16 protein-coding genes and 12 tRNA genes are annotated in these 15,465 nt (G+C 60.6%); 2 read left to right on the forward strand and 26 right to left on the reverse strand.

Annotation, left to right across the window (positions count from 1 at the left end; translation table 11 throughout):
• Positions 1-57 precede the first annotated feature (57 nt).
• Positions 58-1,494 (reverse strand): glyceraldehyde-3-phosphate dehydrogenase, encoded by a 1,437-nt coding sequence (locus tag PU634_RS09535; RefSeq protein WP_306760574.1) that lies wholly within the window; start codon positions 1,492-1,494, stop codon positions 58-60.
• A gap of 144 nt (positions 1,495-1,638) precedes the next feature.
• Here PU634_RS09535 and PU634_RS09540 point away from each other — a divergent pair, with 144 nt between their 5' ends.
• Together PU634_RS09540 and gap are read left to right on the forward strand one after the other, a co-directional pair.
• Complete coding sequence (locus PU634_RS09540) at positions 1,639-2,445, forward strand: DUF2989 domain-containing protein (protein WP_306760575.1); 807 nt, start codon at positions 1,639-1,641, stop codon at positions 2,443-2,445.
• A gap of 182 nt (positions 2,446-2,627) precedes the next feature.
• Complete coding sequence (gene gap / locus PU634_RS09545) at positions 2,628-3,623, forward strand: type I glyceraldehyde-3-phosphate dehydrogenase (RefSeq protein WP_306760576.1); 996 nt, start codon at positions 2,628-2,630, stop codon at positions 3,621-3,623.
• 216 nt (positions 3,624-3,839) lie between these two features.
• Here the strand turns inward: gap and nadA are convergent, their stop codons facing one another.
• The 25 genes from nadA to nudB all read right to left on the reverse strand — a co-directional run bounded on the left by nadA (position 3,840) and on the right by nudB (position 15,462).
• Positions 3,840-4,901 carry a quinolinate synthase NadA gene (gene nadA / locus PU634_RS09550; protein WP_306760577.1) on the reverse strand — a complete coding sequence of 354 codons (1,062 nt, stop codon included), beginning with the start codon at positions 4,899-4,901 and terminating at the stop codon, positions 3,840-3,842.
• Positions 4,902-5,039: 138 nt separating this feature from the next.
• A tRNA-Lys gene (locus PU634_RS09555) sits at positions 5,040-5,115 on the reverse strand.
• Positions 5,116-5,146: 31 nt separating this feature from the next.
• Positions 5,147-5,222 (reverse strand) — tRNA-Val (locus tag PU634_RS09560).
• A gap of 6 nt (positions 5,223-5,228) precedes the next feature.
• Positions 5,229-5,304 (reverse strand) — tRNA-Lys (locus PU634_RS09565).
• Between the two features lie 25 nt (positions 5,305-5,329).
• Positions 5,330-5,405: transfer RNA gene (locus tag PU634_RS09570), tRNA-Val, on the reverse strand.
• Positions 5,406-5,437: 32 nt separating this feature from the next.
• Positions 5,438-5,513: transfer RNA gene (locus PU634_RS09575), tRNA-Val, on the reverse strand.
• A gap of 7 nt (positions 5,514-5,520) precedes the next feature.
• A tRNA-Lys gene (locus PU634_RS09580) sits at positions 5,521-5,596 on the reverse strand.
• 25 nt (positions 5,597-5,621) lie between these two features.
• Positions 5,622-5,697, reverse strand: a tRNA-Val gene (locus tag PU634_RS09585).
• A 32-nt stretch (positions 5,698-5,729) separates the two neighbouring features.
• A tRNA-Val gene (locus PU634_RS09590) sits at positions 5,730-5,805 on the reverse strand.
• Positions 5,806-5,812: 7 nt separating this feature from the next.
• Positions 5,813-5,888, reverse strand: a tRNA-Lys gene (locus PU634_RS09595).
• Between the two features lie 25 nt (positions 5,889-5,913).
• Positions 5,914-5,989, reverse strand: a tRNA-Val gene (locus PU634_RS09600).
• A gap of 32 nt (positions 5,990-6,021) precedes the next feature.
• Positions 6,022-6,097: transfer RNA gene (locus PU634_RS09605), tRNA-Val, on the reverse strand.
• A 7-nt stretch (positions 6,098-6,104) separates the two neighbouring features.
• Positions 6,105-6,180, reverse strand: a tRNA-Lys gene (locus PU634_RS09610).
• Between the two features lie 140 nt (positions 6,181-6,320).
• On the reverse strand, positions 6,321-7,082 hold the full coding sequence (gene ybgF / locus PU634_RS09615; protein WP_306760578.1) for a tol-pal system protein YbgF: 762 nt from the start codon (positions 7,080-7,082) through the stop codon (positions 6,321-6,323).
• Between the two features lie 16 nt (positions 7,083-7,098).
• Positions 7,099-7,626 (reverse strand): peptidoglycan-associated lipoprotein Pal, encoded by a 528-nt coding sequence (gene pal, locus PU634_RS09620; protein ID WP_306760579.1) that lies wholly within the window; start codon positions 7,624-7,626, stop codon positions 7,099-7,101.
• A gap of 26 nt (positions 7,627-7,652) precedes the next feature.
• Entirely contained in the window at positions 7,653-8,951 is a 1,299-nt protein-coding gene (gene tolB / locus PU634_RS09625) for a Tol-Pal system beta propeller repeat protein TolB (RefSeq protein ID WP_371319642.1), read from the reverse strand.
• Positions 8,952-8,953: 2 nt separating this feature from the next.
• The gene (gene tolA / locus PU634_RS09630) at positions 8,954-10,195 is read right to left on the reverse strand and encodes a cell envelope integrity protein TolA (protein ID WP_306760581.1); all 1,242 of its coding nucleotides are present in this window, start codon (positions 10,193-10,195) and stop codon (positions 8,954-8,956) included.
• A gap of 3 nt (positions 10,196-10,198) precedes the next feature.
• Positions 10,199-10,624, reverse strand: a complete 426-nt coding sequence (tolR, locus tag PU634_RS09635) for a protein TolR (RefSeq protein ID WP_306760582.1) — start codon at positions 10,622-10,624, stop codon at positions 10,199-10,201.
• On the reverse strand, positions 10,624-11,304 hold the full coding sequence (gene tolQ, locus PU634_RS09640) for a protein TolQ (RefSeq protein ID WP_442604696.1): 681 nt from the start codon (positions 11,302-11,304) through the stop codon (positions 10,624-10,626). Before tolQ ends, tolR begins: the two co-directional genes overlap by 1 nt.
• Positions 11,294-11,704 (reverse strand): tol-pal system-associated acyl-CoA thioesterase, encoded by a 411-nt coding sequence (gene ybgC, locus PU634_RS09645; protein WP_306760583.1) that lies wholly within the window; start codon positions 11,702-11,704, stop codon positions 11,294-11,296. Before ybgC ends, tolQ begins: the two co-directional genes overlap by 11 nt.
• Before the next feature lie 166 nt (positions 11,705-11,870).
• Entirely contained in the window at positions 11,871-12,875 is a 1,005-nt protein-coding gene (gene ruvB / locus PU634_RS09650; RefSeq protein ID WP_306760584.1) for a Holliday junction branch migration DNA helicase RuvB, read from the reverse strand.
• A 3-nt stretch (positions 12,876-12,878) separates the two neighbouring features.
• A complete protein-coding gene (gene ruvA / locus PU634_RS09655; protein ID WP_306760585.1) occupies positions 12,879-13,481 on the reverse strand; it encodes a Holliday junction branch migration protein RuvA in 603 nt (200 codons plus the stop codon).
• A 146-nt stretch (positions 13,482-13,627) separates the two neighbouring features.
• Positions 13,628-14,149: a crossover junction endodeoxyribonuclease RuvC gene (gene ruvC / locus PU634_RS09660; protein ID WP_306760586.1), complete on the reverse strand. Its 522-nt coding sequence runs from the start codon at positions 14,147-14,149 to the stop codon at positions 13,628-13,630.
• Between the two features lie 129 nt (positions 14,150-14,278).
• Entirely contained in the window at positions 14,279-15,019 is a 741-nt protein-coding gene (locus tag PU634_RS09665) for a YebC/PmpR family DNA-binding transcriptional regulator (protein WP_306760587.1), read from the reverse strand.
• A gap of 14 nt (positions 15,020-15,033) precedes the next feature.
• Positions 15,034-15,462: a dihydroneopterin triphosphate diphosphatase gene (nudB, locus tag PU634_RS09670; protein ID WP_306760588.1), complete on the reverse strand. Its 429-nt coding sequence runs from the start codon at positions 15,460-15,462 to the stop codon at positions 15,034-15,036.
• Between the last annotated feature and the right edge of the window lie 3 nt (positions 15,463-15,465).

A 15,465-nucleotide genomic window follows, 5' to 3' on the forward strand; every position in this document is an offset into this window, starting at 1 on the left:
ATGAAAAAAGGGGTGGCTTCTGCCACCCCTTTTGTCTGCCGGTTTGCAAAAATGCGATCAGCCGCGCGCGGGCAGATCCATCAGCTCGATACCGGCCATCTTCTGCATCACGCGCACCACCTGGCAGCTGTAACCGAATTCGTTGTCGTACCACACATACAGCACGGCGCGGTCGCCTTCCACAATGGTAGCCAGGGAGTCAACGATACCGGCAAAGCGGGAGCCGACCATGTCGGTGGAAACCAGCTCGCTGCTAGTGCTGTAATCGATCTGGTTGTGCAGCGGGGAGTCCAGGGACACCTGCAGCAGGTAGTCGTTCAGCTCTTCTACCGTGGTGGCTTTTTCCAGGTTCAGGTTGAGCACGGCCATGGACACGTTCGGAGTAGGAACGCGAATGGCGTTGCCGGTCAGCTTGCCTTTCAGCTCGGGCAGGGCCTTGGCCACGGCGGAGGCGGCGCCGGTGCTGGTGAGCACCATGTTCAGCGCGGCGCTGCGGCCACGGCGATCGCCCTTGTGGTAGTTGTCGATCAGGTTCTGATCGTTGGTGTAGGAGTGCACGGTTTCAACGTGACCATTCTTCACACCGTAGGCATCGTTCACCGCCTTCAGCACCGGGGTGATGGCGTTGGTGGTGCAGGAGGCGGCGGACATGATGCGGTCTTCCGGCTGGATCATGTCGTCGTTCACACCGAACACGATGTTCTTGATGTCACCCTTGCCCGGCGCGGTCAGCAGCACCTTGGCGGCACCCTTGGCCTTGAGGTGCAGGCCCAGGCCGGCTTCGTCGCGCCACTTGCCGGTGTTGTCGACCACCAGGGCATCGTGAATGCCGTACTGGGTGTAATCGATTTCGTCCGGGCTGTTGGCGTAGATCACCTGAATGTAGGTGCCGTTGGCGATAATGGCGTTGTTGTCGGCGTCCACTTCAATGGAGCCGTTAAAAGGACCGTGCACGGAGTCACGACGCAGCAGGCTGGCGCGTTTTTCCAGATCGTCGCTGCTGCCACGCACTACTATGCCACGCAGGCGCATGCCGTTGTTGCTGCCAGCGCGTTCAATCAGCAGGCGGGCCAGCAGGCGGCCGATGCGGCCAAAGCCGTACAGCACCACGTCGGTGGGCTTGGCGTCGGTATTGGCGTTCAGGGCCGGGGCCAGCTCGGCTTTCAGGAAGTCGGCCAGGCCGGACTCGTCCTGATGATCTTTCCAGTAGCGCACCGCCAGTTTGCCCAGGTCGATGCTGGCCGGGGCCAGTTCCATCTCGCTCAGGGCCTTGAGCACAGGGTAGCTCTGGCTGACCGGCAGCGGCTGGCCTTCGTGACGACGCACCACACGGTGAGCCTTGAGAATGTCAATGGTAGATGCGTTCAGCAGGGGGCGAGCATAGACGCAGGTTTCCACGCCCTGGTTGCGGTACAGTTTGCCAATCAGGGGCTGCATGGACTCTGCCAGTTCCTGGCTCTGTTGCCAGGCGGACAGGTAACTCTCATGGGTCATCGACCGGATCCTTTTAATTCACGTAACCGTTATTGGTATGAGCAGCCAAACAAAAAGTTGCTGCTTTTGGGCTTTTCAGGCGCGCCCATTTTAGTGGATAGGGGGTATGATTACCAGACCGGAGCCGAGCGCAAAAAGACCGAAATGAGAACCAAACCCCTGTTATTTCTGCTTGCTGGCATACTTTTGTTGGCAGGCTGTGAGCGAGATCGCACCCGTGGCCTGTGCGGCCGATTCCCCCAGTTCTGTGCCGATTTGCACGACGACAGCTGGTGCACCCGGGAGCGGGAACGGCTGGTTGAGGCACGCTATGAGAACGCCGAGCACCCCGGCGATGCCAGCCGCTACCGGCTGATGAGCAGCCTGGAACACTACCGGCTGTGCCTGGATCCGCTGCTCGACATCGAATACACCAAGCGCCATGAGCGCAAAAACATCAAGGTGGAAGCCGTTATCGACATCGGTGAGGAACTGGCCCGGCTGGAAGCCCTCACCGCCGGCTCCGACTACCCCTATCTGCAACTGTGGCGCTGGCAGCGCCATGGTGATCGCTCGGCCCGCGACAGCTTTATTGCCCAGGCCTCCCGCCCCGAGATGCAACAGGCCGAGCTGCAGCAGGCCCTGGCCGGCTTGCTGTTGCACCGGGATCCGGCCGCCGCCGAGCGCGCCCTGCACCGCTCACTGGAGCTGACCCGGGAAGACAGCAAGCCCGACGCCAGCCTGCTGGCCAGCCTGGTGGATCTTTACATCGGACAAAAACGCTACGAGCAAGCCTGGATCTGGGCCGGAGCCCTGGCCGAGCTGCATGGTGAGGAGTGGGTCAACTGGCAGCGCATGGACTCCCATGTCAGATTCAGCAACCAGCAAAAAGACGCCATGAAGCAGCAGGTCGAGCATCTGGCACAGCAGCTGGAACGGGGCCGCTATCGGCGTTATGCTGCCAGCAACTGAGCAGGCGCCCCGGCTCAGTTGCCGGATTCCGGCGCCCGTTTATTTTGACACAAAGTCCCAAAAGACATGATCCAGCACAAGGAGAGCCGGTTTATCGTCGTTGACGGGCCGCCCAGTTTAAGTAACGTTACAACCAGTAAGCCCCTTCATTTTTATTGCTTTTTCAACTTTCGGGTGAATGTATGACTATCAAGGTAGGTATCAACGGGTTCGGTCGTATTGGTCGTTTCGTGTTTCGCCTCGCCTGCGAACGGGACGACATCGAAGTGGTCGCCATCAATGATCTGCTGGATATTGATTACATGGCCTATATGCTGAAATTCGACTCCACCCACGGTCGTTTTCAGGGGGATGTACATGTAGAAGGCGGCACGCTTATCGTGAACGGCAAGCCGGTACGGGTTACCGCCGAGCGGGATCCGGCCAACCTGAAATGGGACGAGGTGGGGGTGGACGTGGTGGCCGAGGGCACCGGCGTATTCCTCACCGACGAAACCGCCCGCAAGCACATTCAGGCCGGCGCCAGAAAGGTGGTGATGACGGGCCCGTCCAAGGACGCCACCCCCATGTTTGTGATGGGCGTGAACCACACCGACTATGCCGGTCAGGACATCATCTCCAATGCGTCCTGCACCACCAACTGCCTGGCGCCCCTGGCCAAGGTGGTCAACGATCATTTCGGCATTGTCGAAGGCCTGATGACCACGGTGCACGCCACCACCGCCACCCAGAACACGGTGGACGGCCCGTCCGCCAAGGACTGGCGCGGCGGCCGGGGCGCCGGCCAGAACATCATTCCTTCCTCCACCGGTGCCGCCAAGGCGGTGGGCAAGGTGATTCCCGCCCTCAAGGGCAAGCTCACCGGCATGGCCTTTCGCGTGCCCACCCCGGATGTGTCGGTGGTGGATCTGACCGTGCGCCTGGAAAAAGCAGCAACCTATGAGGAAATCTGCGCCGTGATCAAGGCCGCCTCGGAAAACGAAATGAAAGGCATTCTTGGTTATACCGAAGACGCCGTGGTTTCCACCGACTTTCTGGGCGAGCCCAATGCCGCCGTGTTTGACGCCAAGGCCGGCATTGCCCTCAACGACCATTTCGTCAAGCTGGTGGCCTGGTACGACAACGAAGTGGGCTACTCCCACAAGGTACTGGATCTGATCACCCATATCTCGAAGTAATACCAATTCGACCAAAGAAGTGAGCATTTTCTGGCAACAATGCCACGTTTCAAACAGTGTCATACCGGGTTTGACCCGGTATCTTTCTGCCGGAAGATCCTGACCTTCGCCAGGATGACAACCTGACCAAATGATTCATCTGTTTGGTATAAGGCCCCTTCCCCCAGGATCAAAAAGGCCGGCGCAGTGCGCCGGCCTTTTTCTTGCCGCTTGGGATCAGGCGTTACCCTTGACCTTCATCTTCAATGCCTTGGCAAAGTTGAGCATACGCTCCAGCGGGATCATGGCCTTGACCCGGGTGGCTTCATCCACGTGAATTTCGTGGGCGGCACCGCCCTCCTTCAGGGCATCGCGAATGGCCATCAGGCCGTTCATCGCCATCCAGGGGCAGTGAGCGCAACTGCGGCAGGTGGCGCCGTTGCCGCCGGTGGGGGCTTCCACCATTTCCTTGTCGGGACAGGCCTGCTGCATCTTGTAGAAGATGCCCTTGTCGGTGGCCACGATCAGCTTCTTCTGAGGCAGATCTCTGGCTGCCTGGATCAGCTGACTGGTAGAGCCCACGGCGTCGGCCAGCTCCACCACCGACTGGGGCGACTCGGGGTGCACCAGCACGGCGGCATCCGGGTTCTGTGCCTTCAGCTCCTTCAGCGCCTTGGCCCGGAATTCGTCATGCACGATGCAGGCCCCCTGCCAGCGCAGCATCTCACAGCCGGTCTGCTTCTCGATGTAGGACCCCAGATGACGATCCGGTGCCCAGATGATCTTGTGGCCTTCGCTGTCGAGGTGCTCGACAATTTCCAGCGCGATGCTGGAGGTCACCACCCAGTCGGCCCGGGCCTTGACCGCCGCCGAGGTGTTGGCATACACCACCACGGTATGATCCGGGTGCGCATCGCAAAAGGCACTGAACTCGTCGGCCGGGCAGCCCAGATCCAGCGAGCATTCCGCTTCCAGGGTGGGCATGAGCACGGTTTTTTCCGGGCTCAGGATCTTGGAGGTTTCCCCCATAAAGCGCACGCCGGCCACAATCAGGGTCTGGGCCTCGTGCTCCTTGCCAAAGCGCGCCATTTCCAGCGAGTCGGCCACGCAACCACCGGTTTCCTCGGCCAGCGCCTGGATCTCGGGATCGGTGTAATAGTGCGCCACCAGCACCGCATTGCGGGCTGTCAGCAGAGACTTGATCTCATCCTTCAGGGCATGCTGCTGCTCGGCAGTGAGCGGGGCCGGTTTGGCGGGAAAAGGATAGTCAAATTCGACAATATCAACGGCTTCAGTCATGGCGGTGTGCCAGTGCTCCATTCAATCACAATCTGCGGCCATTATACCGCCGAAGGCGAAGCAACCCAAATCCGGGTTAACAATATGAAACAACGAAACAGAATAAAGGGGGTTTTGAACAGAGAGTATTTACAGGAATGGTGGGTCGTGCAGGATTCGAACCTGCGACCAATTGATTAAAAGTCAACTGCTCTACCAACTGAGCTAACGACCCGTATAAACGGAGGCTTATTCGTCGGAATAAGTGGTGGACGCTACTGGGATCGAACCAGTGACCCCCTCCTTGTAAGGGAGGTGCTCTCCCGGCTGAGCTAAGCGTCCGGGAACTGGTGGGTCGTGCAGGATTCGAACCTGCGACCAATTGATTAAAAGTCAACTGCTCTACCAACTGAGCTAACGACCCGAATTGTATTACTTTCCTGCGAAAGTGGTGGGTGATACTGGGCTCGAACCAGTGACCCCCTCCTTGTAAGGGAGGTGCTCTCCCAGCTGAGCTAATCACCCTGGGAGGTACTTTTTACAAAAAGTACCAAAACTGGTGGACGCTACTGGGATCGAACCAGTGACCCCCTCCTTGTAAGGGAGGTGCTCTCCCGGCTGAGCTAAGCGTCCGGGAATCTGGTGGGTCGTGCAGGATTCGAACCTGCGACCAATTGATTAAAAGTCAACTGCTCTACCAACTGAGCTAACGACCCGAATTGTATTACTTTCCTGCGAAAGTGGTGGGTGATACTGGGCTCGAACCAGTGACCCCCTCCTTGTAAGGGAGGTGCTCTCCCAGCTGAGCTAATCACCCTGGGAAGTACTTTTTACAAAAAGCACCAAAACTGGTGGACGCTACTGGGATCGAACCAGTGACCCCCTCCTTGTAAGGGAGGTGCTCTCCCGGCTGAGCTAAGCGTCCGGGAATCTGGTGGGTCGTGCAGGATTCGAACCTGCGACCAATTGATTAAAAGTCAACTGCTCTACCAACTGAGCTAACGACCCGAATTGTATTACTTTCCTGCGAAAGTGGTGGGTGATACTGGGCTCGAACCAGTGACCCCCTCCTTGTAAGGGAGGTGCTCTCCCAGCTGAGCTAATCACCCTGGGAAGTACTTTTTACAAAAAGCACCAAAACTGGTGGACGCTACTGGGATCGAACCAGTGACCCCCTCCTTGTAAGGGAGGTGCTCTCCCGGCTGAGCTAAGCGTCCGGGAATCTGGTGGGTCGTGCAGGATTCGAACCTGCGACCAATTGATTAAAAGTCAACTGCTCTACCAACTGAGCTAACGACCCGGCCTGGTGGGTGGCTGCTGCCCCCTGCCAACGGCGGCCTATAATACGGATTTAATTGTGTGACGCAACAGCTAAATTGTCATTTTGTTTTGTTTGCTCAAGGAACAAGCGACTCTCACAAAATTCCGTCAATCCGCCGTTTATTTCATCGCATCCAGGTTTTCCTGAGCCAGCCGGGCGGCGCTGCTGCTGCCATATTCGCTCAGTATTTGCTCGAAGTACTGCCGTGCCTGGGCATCGTCCTTTTGCTCCCGGGCAATCAGCCCCAGTTTCAGCAGCGAGTCGGCCCGCTTGTTGGACTTGGGATAGGCTTCCACCACCCGGCCAAACTGCGCCTTGGACTGATCAAAGCGCTTCTGGGCATAGAGCAGCTGTCCCAGCCAGTAATGAGCATTGGGCACATAGGTGGACTGGGGATACTGGGTAATAAAGCGGGCAAAGGCCGGAATGGCGGCATTGTAATCCTTGTCCTGCAACACCAGATTCACCGCCCGATCGTAGGTGGCCTGTTCGTCGCCGGCCGGCTCGGGCGAAGCAGAAGCCGCGGTCTGGCTGGGCGCCGGTTCCGCCTCGGCACGGGGAGCTGCCTCCGGTGCGGCCCGGGGCGCCGACGCCGCTTCCTGCTGCGCCGCCAGCATGCTGCGCTGGCGCTCAATCACCTGCTCCAGCCGGTAGCTCTGCTCTTCCAGCAGGCCGCGCAATTCGCTCAGCTCCTGCTGCATGGCGTTGAGCTGGCGTTGTTGATCGATCTGCGCCTGAGCCCGGGCACTGAAGCTCCGCTCCAGCTCGGCCAGGCGCTCGTTAACGGAGCCGCTGCCACCCACGCTGGCCACCGGGGCCTGAGCCCAGCTGGCGGTGGATAAAACAGCGGCCATCGAAATGGCCGCGAATTTAATCATCATGTAACCGAATCAGTCCTTAGTAAACCAGTACCGCGCGACGGTTCTTGGCAAAACCGGCTTCGCTGCGGGAGGTATCAATCGGCTTCTCTTCACCGTAGCTGACGATGGCCAGCTGGGAACCGCTTACACCCAGGCTCTGCAGGTAGCTGGTCACGGCCTTGGCACGACGCTCACCCAGCGCAATGTTGTACTCGGGCGTACCGCGCTCATCGGCGTGGCCTTCCACCAGAATGCTGACATTGGGGTTGGAGCGCAGGAAACTGGCATGAGCTTCCAGCACCTGGGCGTAGTGACCGCTTACTTCGTCCTGGTCGAATTCGAAATAAATCACGTTTTCGCGACGCAGGGCTTCATACTGCTGACGCATCTGCTCGTCGGCGGACAGGGCGCCGCCGTTCTGGGCACCACCAGTGTATGCGCCACCGTCCTGATAGCTGCCATCGGCGCCGGACATGCTGTCGGCATCGCCGGTTGAGCTACATGCAGCCAGGGTCAACATGGGAAGTGCAACCGCCAGACTCTGAAGCAGTTTTTTCATTTGCATGGTTTTTCCTTAAGAAAAAGCAATTACTAGTTTAGAAACGGTGACCACGCCGGTGAGCGGACATCGCCGCTGCGCGCCGGCAGCCTGGCCTTGAATCGACCATCCATAGATACCAGCGACAGCACCTGACGGCCCTGATAGGTGGTACTGTAGATGATCATGGTGCCGTTGGGCGCCGGGCTCGGGGACTCATCCAGCCGTGTTTCGGTCAACACCTGCAGATAACCACCGTCCAGCTCCTGTCGGGCAATCCGGTATTGCCCCTGGGAGCGGCTGACCAGCACCATATTGCTGCCGTCTGCCGTGACCCTGGGGCCCAGATTCATGTCTCCCTCAAAGGTCACGCGGCGGGCATCGCCGCTGCCCGGCTCGGTACGGTAGACCTGTGGCCGGCCGCCCCGCTCGGAGACAAAATAAATACTTTTTCCGTCCGCCGACCAGGTCGGCTCGGTATCGATTGTGCGGTTATTGGTCACCCGGGTCAACTGGCGACTGGCCAGATTGAGTACGTATATTTCGGGCTGACCATCCCGGGACAGTACCAGCGCCAGCCGGCTGCCATCGGGGGACCAGGCCGGGGCACCGTTTATGCCCGGCTGGGAGCTCACCACCTGGCGCTGCTGGCTGTAAATGTCCTGCACCACGATTTCGGCCTTCTTGTTTTCAAAGGACACATAGGCCAGCTTGCGGCCATCCGGCGACCAGGCCGGTGACATCAGCGGCTCGCGGGAGCGCAGCAGCACCTGCTCGTTAAAGCCGTCGTAGTCGGCAATCATCAGCTGGTAGGGATACTGGGCACCGTGCTGCACGTTGACGTAGGCAATACGGGTCAGAAACGCACCCTTGATACCGGTCAGCTTCTCAAACACGATGTCGGCAATGCGGTGAGCATACTGGCGCAACTGGGCGGCAGGCACGGTGGCGCTGCGGCTTTCCAGCAGCCTGGCGCCGTTGCCGCCCAGCACGTCGGCCAGCTCAAAGCTGATCCGATACTGGTTGTTGCCCGCCGGCGCTATGCTGCCCACCACCACGGCTTCCGCCTGACGTGAACGCCACAGCATGGGCTCCAGCTGATCGGCCCGGGACACCCGCTGAGGCAAGGCATTCCTGTCCAGCGGCCGGAACATGCCACTGTTACGCAGGTCATTGCTGATCACCTCGGACAATTCCTGAGGCGCGGCACCACCACCGGTCCATTCAAAGGGCACCACCGCCACCGGCCGGGCGCTGTCTATGCCGCCGGTAATCACTATGTCCAGCGCCGCCTGGGCGCGTCCTGCCAGCATCAGCAGCGGCAGCCATAACCACAACCATCGTTTTGTCATCATCAAAGCCTCGGTATCAGGGTCAAATTCAGATTTTGCAGCTGTTTGTTCACGTCCGGATCCTTGGGCATGGGCAGGGTGCCGGTTTTACGAATGGCCAGCTCCGCCGAGCGGCACACCTCCGCATCCCCCTGGCCCTGGCCTATGGTCAGAATAAGGCCATCGGGCGCCACCCGCACGTTAATACGGCACTGCTTGCCTACCATGGTCGGCCCCACAAGCCAGTTGCGCTGAATGGCGGCGATGATCATGCCGGTATAGCGATCGACCTCGCCCTGCGATGCCGCACTGGAGGAGGATCCCGGCGGCGCCGAGCCCATCAGCGACTCCAGATCCTTCATCGCCTGCTCGGCTTCCGCCTTTTTCCTGGCTTCTGCCGCCTTGCGGGCCGCCTCGGCTTCCGCCTGCTTCTTCGCCTCCGCCGCCTTGCGCGCCGCCTCGGCTTCCGCCTGCTTCTTCGCTTCCGCCGCCTTGCGCGCCGCCTCGGCTTCCGCCTGCTTCTTCGCTTCCGCTGCCTTGCGTGCCGCCTCGGCTTCCGCCTGCTTCTTCGCCTCCGCCGCCTTGCGCTCGGCCTCGGCCTTCTTCCTGGCCTCCTCCGCCTTGCGGGCCGCTTCGGCTTCTGCCTGCTTCTTCGCTTCTGCTGCCTTGCGCGCCGCCTCGGCTTCCGCCTGCTTCTTCGCTTCCGCCGCCTTGCGCGCCGCCTCGGCTTCTGCCTGCTTCTTCGCTTCTGCTGCCTTGCGCGCCGCCTCGGCTTCCGCCTGCTTCTTCGCTTCCGCCGCCTTGCGCGCCGCCTCGGCTTCCGCCTGCTTCTTCGCTTCCGCCGCCTTGCGCGCTTCTTCGGCCTGACGTTGCTGCTCCAGCACGCGCTGGCGTTCCGCTTCGGCCTTGGCCTGTTGTTGAGCCACCACCTTTTGCTGCTCGGCCTGGCGCGCCGCTTCTGCCGCGGCGGCCTGCTCCGCCGCCTTGCGGGCGGCTTCTTCGGCGGCCTGGCGCTCGGCGTCGGCCTGAGCCTGTTCGGCGGCCTGCTGGGCGCTGCGTTGGGCCTGCATTTCGGCCAGGCGTTCGGCCTGGGCCGCGACCATGCCGTCGTCAATCATGGTGGCTTCGATAATGGACGCCGCCTGGGTGGGCCGCTTAGGGGTGCTGAAATTCACCCCCACCAGGAACAGCACGCCGACCAGCACATGCAGCCCCAGCGAAATTACCAGCGCCTTGCGAATGCTGCCGTCTTCGTTTCTGAACACGCCTTACTGCTCCGGTTGGGTCATCAGGCCCACGCTGGGCACACCGGCCGCCTTGAGGGTGGCCATTAACTGAATAACGGCGTCATAGCGCACATTGGCATCCCCCTGCACCACCACCGGCGCCTTGGGGTTGGTAGCCAGCTTTTGCTGCACCATTTCGGCCAGCGCCAGCAGATCCACCGCCTCGTCCCGGGTCTCGCCCACATCGAGAAAATAACGACCCTCGGCATCCACCGAGGTCACCAGCGGCGTTTCGCTGTCGTCCGGCAACAGCTCGGCTTCGGCCTGAGGCAGATCCACCTTGACCCCCTGAGTAATCACCGGCGCCGTGGCCATAAAGATGATCAGCAGCACCAGCATCACGTCGATATAAGGCACCACGTTGATATCGGCCACGCGTTTGCGCCGCTTGCGCTGATAGCTCTGCATTACTGGTTACCCGTGGTCACTTGCCGGTTGAGAATGGTGGAAAACTCATCCATGAAGTTGGCCAGGTGGTTTTCCAGGCGCTCCACCTGATAGCTGAAACGGTTGTAGGCGATGACCGCCGGAATGGCGGCAAACAGGCCCATGGCGGTGGCGATCAGCGCCTCGGCAATGCCCGGCGCCACCATGGCCAGGGTGGCCTGCTTGATCTCCGACAGGGCGATAAAGGCGTTCATGATGCCCCATACGGTACCGAACAGGCCGATATAAGGGCTGATGGAGCCGATGGTAGCCAGTACCGACAGGTTGGTTTCAAGCCGGTCTACTTCCCGGGACAGGGCCACCCGCATGGTGCGGTAGGTGCCTTCAAGAATGGTGTCCTGCGGGCGGCCCTGCTTTTGCAGGCGCACAAACTCGCGAAAGCCGGCATGAAAGATCTGCTCCATGCCCGCCAGGCTGTCGCGGCGGGCGTTGGACTCGTGGTAGAGCCGGCTGAGATCGGCACCGGACCAGAACTTGTCTTCGAACTGTTCGGCGTCGGCCCGGGCCGAAGTCAGCACCTTGCGGCGATTGATGATCAGCGCCCAGGACAGCACCGACATGCCCACCAGACCCAGCATCACCAGTTTGACCAGCAGGCTGGCCTGAAGAAAAAGACCAATAAACGAAATATCAGCGTGCACCCGACAGTACTCCCATCAACGGCTCAGGAATGGCAAAAGGTTTCATTTTGGTGATATCCACACAGGCGATGACCACTTCGCCCCTCACCAGAGAAAGGCCCGCATGATCCAGAATTTCCTGCTCAAACACAATAGAGGCACGTTTGAGCATTTTCACCGTGACGGTGACTTTTAATGCATCATTGAACCGGGCCGCCCGGCGCAGATCCATTTCCACCCGGCGAACCACAAAGGCGATGCCCTGCGCCAGCAGGCCGTCCTGCTCAATGCCCAGATGACGCAGCCATTCGGTGCGGGCCCGCTCCATGAATTTCAGATAGTTGGCGTTGTAGACGATACCGCCGGCATCGGTATCTTCGTAATAGATACGCACCGGCCAGCAAAATGGCGTTTGTGACATGCAAATCCCGGAAATCCGGCCAAAAAGATGGAATTACTATACCCAAGTCGGTGCCGTGAAAGAAGACGGCTGCGTCGGTGCACGACATTGAATGACCCTCGCGGGGCGTGAAGGGGATGGCGTGAGGGGAAGCTCAGACCGGAGTGCTCACTCCTCCCCTCACACTTTATTCCGGGAGATCGAAGCCGAAATGCAGGTAGGCGCGCGGCGTGGCCAGACGGCCGCGAGGGGTGCGCTGCAAAAAGCCCTGCTGAATAAGGTAAGGCTCGATCACGTCCTCGATGGTTTCCTTTTCCTCGCCGATGGCCGCCGCCAGGTTGTCGAGCCCTACCGGGCCGCCCATGAACTTGTCGAGCACCGCCATCAGCAGCTTGCGGTCCATGTAGTCAAAGCCCTGCTTGTCCACGTCCAGCATGTCCAGGGCCAGGGCGGCAATGGCGGCGTCGATGCGGCCACTGCCCTTGACCTCGGCGAAGTCACGCACCCGCCGCAACAGACGGTTGGCAATGCGCGGCGTGCCCCGGGCGCGGCGGGCCATTTCCAGAGCGCCGTCATCGTCGATGGTCAGCCCCAGCTTGCCGGCACTGCGGCTGATGATATGGGCCAGATCCGCCACCTGATAGAACTCCAGCCGCTGCACGATGCCAAAACGGTCCCGCAGGGGCGAGGTCAGAGAGCCGGCCCGGGTGGTGGCTCCCACCAGGGTAAAGGGCGGCAATTCCAGCTTGATGGAGCGGGCGGCGGGGCCTTCGCCGATCATGATGTCGAGCTGGTAGTCTTCCATCGCCGGGTAGAGAATTTCCTCCACCACCGGGCTCAGGCGGTGAATTTCATCGATAAACAGCACGTCACCGGGCTCGAGGTTGGTGAGCATGGCCGCCAGATCGCCGGCCTTTTCCAGCACCGGCCCCGAGGTGGTCTTGATGCTCACCCCCATCTCGTTGGCGACGATGTTGGCCAGGGTGGTCTTGCCCAGCCCCGGCGGACCGAAGATCAGCAGGTGATCCAGGGCCTCTTCCCGCCGGCGCGCTGCCTCGATAAAGATTTCCATCTGGCCGCGCACGTGATCCTGACCGCGATAATCCGCCAGCACCTTGGGGCGTATGGCCCGGTCGATGGCTTCTTCTTCCTGGCGGGGGGCCGGGTTGATAAAACGATCCGCTTCTATCATGGCTTATCCCATGCTTTTCAGGGCTTCGCGGATCAGTTGCTCCGCGTCCATGCCCGGTTTGGCAATTTTCTTCATCAGCTGCTCGGCCTGAGCCGCCTTGTAGCCCAGCGCCTGCAATGCGGCCAGGGCCTCGTCCCGGGCGCCGTCGCCGCCGGCGGCCAGCGCCGCCTCGGGGGCCGGGTTAAACAGATCGTAGCCGCCAAAACCCTTGAGCCGGTCACGCATTTCCACCACCAGCCGCTCGGCGGTCTTCTTGCCGACACCGGGCAGCTTGACCAGGGCGGTGATCTCGCCCTGCTCCACATTGTGAATAAACTGATCGGCGGTCATGCCCGAAAGAATGGCCAGCGCCAGTTTGGGGCCCACGCCATTGGTCTTGATCAGCTCCCGGAACAGCGCCCGCTCGGTTTTGGTGTTAAAGCCAAACAGCAGCTGAGCGTCTTCCCGCACCACAAAGTGGGTCAATACGGTGGCCGTCTGGCCCACATTGGGCAACTCGTAAAAGCAGCTCATGGGCAGGGTGACTTCATAGCCCACGCCGTTGACATCCAGCAGGATTTCAGGGGGCTGTTTTTCGACAATAATACCTTTTAACCGACCTATCACGAAGGCACTCCGCTAACCCGAACAAAACTGGGCCAAGAATAATAAATAACTGGATAAATATCCATGTATCAAAAACGGGGATTCGGGAATGGGGATTAGGGATTTCAGGCTTTCCAGTCCCGAGTCACCAATCCCCAGTCCCTGATTTACCGCATGCGACCGCGCACGGTGCCGCGCACCTGGCCGGCCATGCTGATCAGGCTCTGCCGGGTATGACCGTGGCACAGAGCCACCGCCAGGGCGTCGGCGGCATCGGCCTGGGGCGTGCCCGGCAAGCTCAGCAACCGCACCACCATGTGCTGCACCTGCTCCTTGCCGGCACCGCCCTGCCCCACCACCGCCTGCTTGATCTGGCGGGCGGAATACTCCGCCACCTCCAGCCCGGCGTTGGCGGCGGCGACAATGGCCGCGCCCCGGGCCTGCCCCAGCTTCAGCGCCGAGTCGGGGTTTCGGGCCATAAATACCTGCTCGATGGCAAACAGCTCGGGGCGAAACTGCAAAATGATTTCGCTGACCCCGTCGTAAATTTTCTTGAGCCGGGGCGCCAGCGCCTCGTCGGTCATGCGAATGCAGCCCGAGCCCAGATACTCCATTTTATTGCCGGTCTGGCGCACCACGCCGTAACCGGTAATGCGCGAGCCGGGATCGATACCGAGAATAATGGACATAGGAAGAAGAGCCAATGGTCACCCCCGCAAAGGCGGGGATCCAGAGAAAAGGTGTACGGCTCTGCAGACATGGCATCGTCTGCAGAGCCGCACGGGATCTCCGCCTACGCGGAGATGACATTCCGTTGTTTACAGTTGCTCGGCCAGTTCGTCGGAGATCTCGCCGTTATGGTAAACCTCCTGTACATCGTCCAGGTCTTCCAGCATGTCAACCAGGCGCAACAGTTTGGGTGCGGTGTCTTCATCCAGCTCCGACTTGGTGGACGGGATCATGGTCACCTCGGCGTTGTCGGCGGTCAGACCGCTGGCATCCAGCGCATCCTTCACCGCACCGAACTCGTCCCACTGGGTGTACACGTCGATGGAGCCGTCCTCGTTCACCACCACATCATCGGCCCCGGCTTCCAGCGCCGCTTCCATCAGGGTTTCCTCGTCGGCTTCGCCGTAGCTGATCACCCCCTTTTTCTCGAACAGATAGGCCACCGAGCCGTCGGTGCCCAGGTTGCCGCCGCTCTTGGAAAAGGCATGACGCACTTCCGACACGGTGCGGTTGCGGTTGTCGGTCATGCACTCCACCATCACGGCGGTGCCGCCCGGACCGTAGCCCTCGTAAATAATGGTTTCCAGTTGCTGGCCGTCGAGCTCGCCGGCACCGCGCTTCACCGCCCGGTCGATGGTGTCGCGGGTCATGTTGTTGGACAGCGCCTTGTCGATGGCGGCGCGCAGTCGCGGGTTGGCGGCGGGGTCGGAGCCGCCCTCACGGGCCGCCGTGGTCAGCTCACGGATCAGTTTGGTGAAAATCTTGCCGCGCTTGGCGTCCTGAGCCGCCTTGCGGTGCTTGATGTTGGCCCATTTACTGTGACCTGCCATAACTTGAGTCTCCTTTATTCGGTGTTTATCAGCCTGCCGATGGCGTCCCGGTTGGTCCAGGAGCCGGCCCGGGCGCGGGCTTCCTCAAAGGGCAGCCAGCACTGGTCCAGGTGCTCGGTAAGCCGCACGGCTTGCGGCTCGGGCAGGCATAAACGGAATTCGTATTCCCAGTTGTGGGTCACCCCCGGGCGGTAGCGGTGCCGCCAGTGGGGATAGATTTCAAAACGCACCCGGTGCCCGGTTTCCACCAGTTGCAGGCCGTTGCCCACCACCAGGCCGGTTTCTTCCTCCAGCTCACGGGTGGCGGCCTGCAGCCGGCTCTCGCCGGCTTCCAGGCTGCCGGTCACCGACTGCCAGAAGTCCGGGTTGTCCTTGCGCTGCAGCAGCAGCACCCGATCCCGAGTATGAATAAGGATGAGGACCGACTCCGGGTGCTTGTGCATGGT

Origin of the sequence: Oceanimonas pelagia (assembly GCF_030849025.1) — a bacterium.
GTDB lineage: Bacteria > Pseudomonadota > Gammaproteobacteria > Enterobacterales > Aeromonadaceae > Oceanimonas > Oceanimonas pelagia.

What these genes read in the sequence shown, in the direction of transcription:
- PU634_RS09535 (WP_306760574.1), bottom strand. Translation starts at nt 1,494, where the DNA reads ATGACCCATGAGAGTTACCTGTCCGCCTGGCAACAGAGCCAGGAACTG.
- PU634_RS09540 (WP_306760575.1), top strand. Translation starts at nt 1,639, where the DNA reads ATGAGAACCAAACCCCTGTTATTTCTGCTTGCTGGCATACTTTTGTTG.
- gap (WP_306760576.1), top strand. Translation starts at nt 2,628, where the DNA reads ATGACTATCAAGGTAGGTATCAACGGGTTCGGTCGTATTGGTCGTTTC.
- nadA (WP_306760577.1), bottom strand. Translation starts at nt 4,901, where the DNA reads ATGACTGAAGCCGTTGATATTGTCGAATTTGACTATCCTTTTCCCGCC.
- ybgF (WP_306760578.1), bottom strand. Translation starts at nt 7,082, where the DNA reads ATGATGATTAAATTCGCGGCCATTTCGATGGCCGCTGTTTTATCCACC.
- pal (WP_306760579.1), bottom strand. Translation starts at nt 7,626, where the DNA reads ATGCAAATGAAAAAACTGCTTCAGAGTCTGGCGGTTGCACTTCCCATG.
- tolB (WP_371319642.1), bottom strand. Translation starts at nt 8,951, where the DNA reads ATGACAAAACGATGGTTGTGGTTATGGCTGCCGCTGCTGATGCTGGCA.
- tolR (WP_306760582.1), bottom strand. Translation starts at nt 10,624, where the DNA reads ATGCAGAGCTATCAGCGCAAGCGGCGCAAACGCGTGGCCGATATCAAC.
- ybgC (WP_306760583.1), bottom strand. Translation starts at nt 11,704, where the DNA reads ATGTCACAAACGCCATTTTGCTGGCCGGTGCGTATCTATTACGAAGAT.
- ruvB (WP_306760584.1), bottom strand. Translation starts at nt 12,875, where the DNA reads ATGATAGAAGCGGATCGTTTTATCAACCCGGCCCCCCGCCAGGAAGAA.
- ruvC (WP_306760586.1), bottom strand. Translation starts at nt 14,149, where the DNA reads ATGTCCATTATTCTCGGTATCGATCCCGGCTCGCGCATTACCGGTTAC.
- PU634_RS09665 (WP_306760587.1), bottom strand. Translation starts at nt 15,019, where the DNA reads ATGGCAGGTCACAGTAAATGGGCCAACATCAAGCACCGCAAGGCGGCT.
- nudB (WP_306760588.1), bottom strand. Translation starts at nt 15,462, where the DNA reads ATGCACAAGCACCCGGAGTCGGTCCTCATCCTTATTCATACTCGGGAT.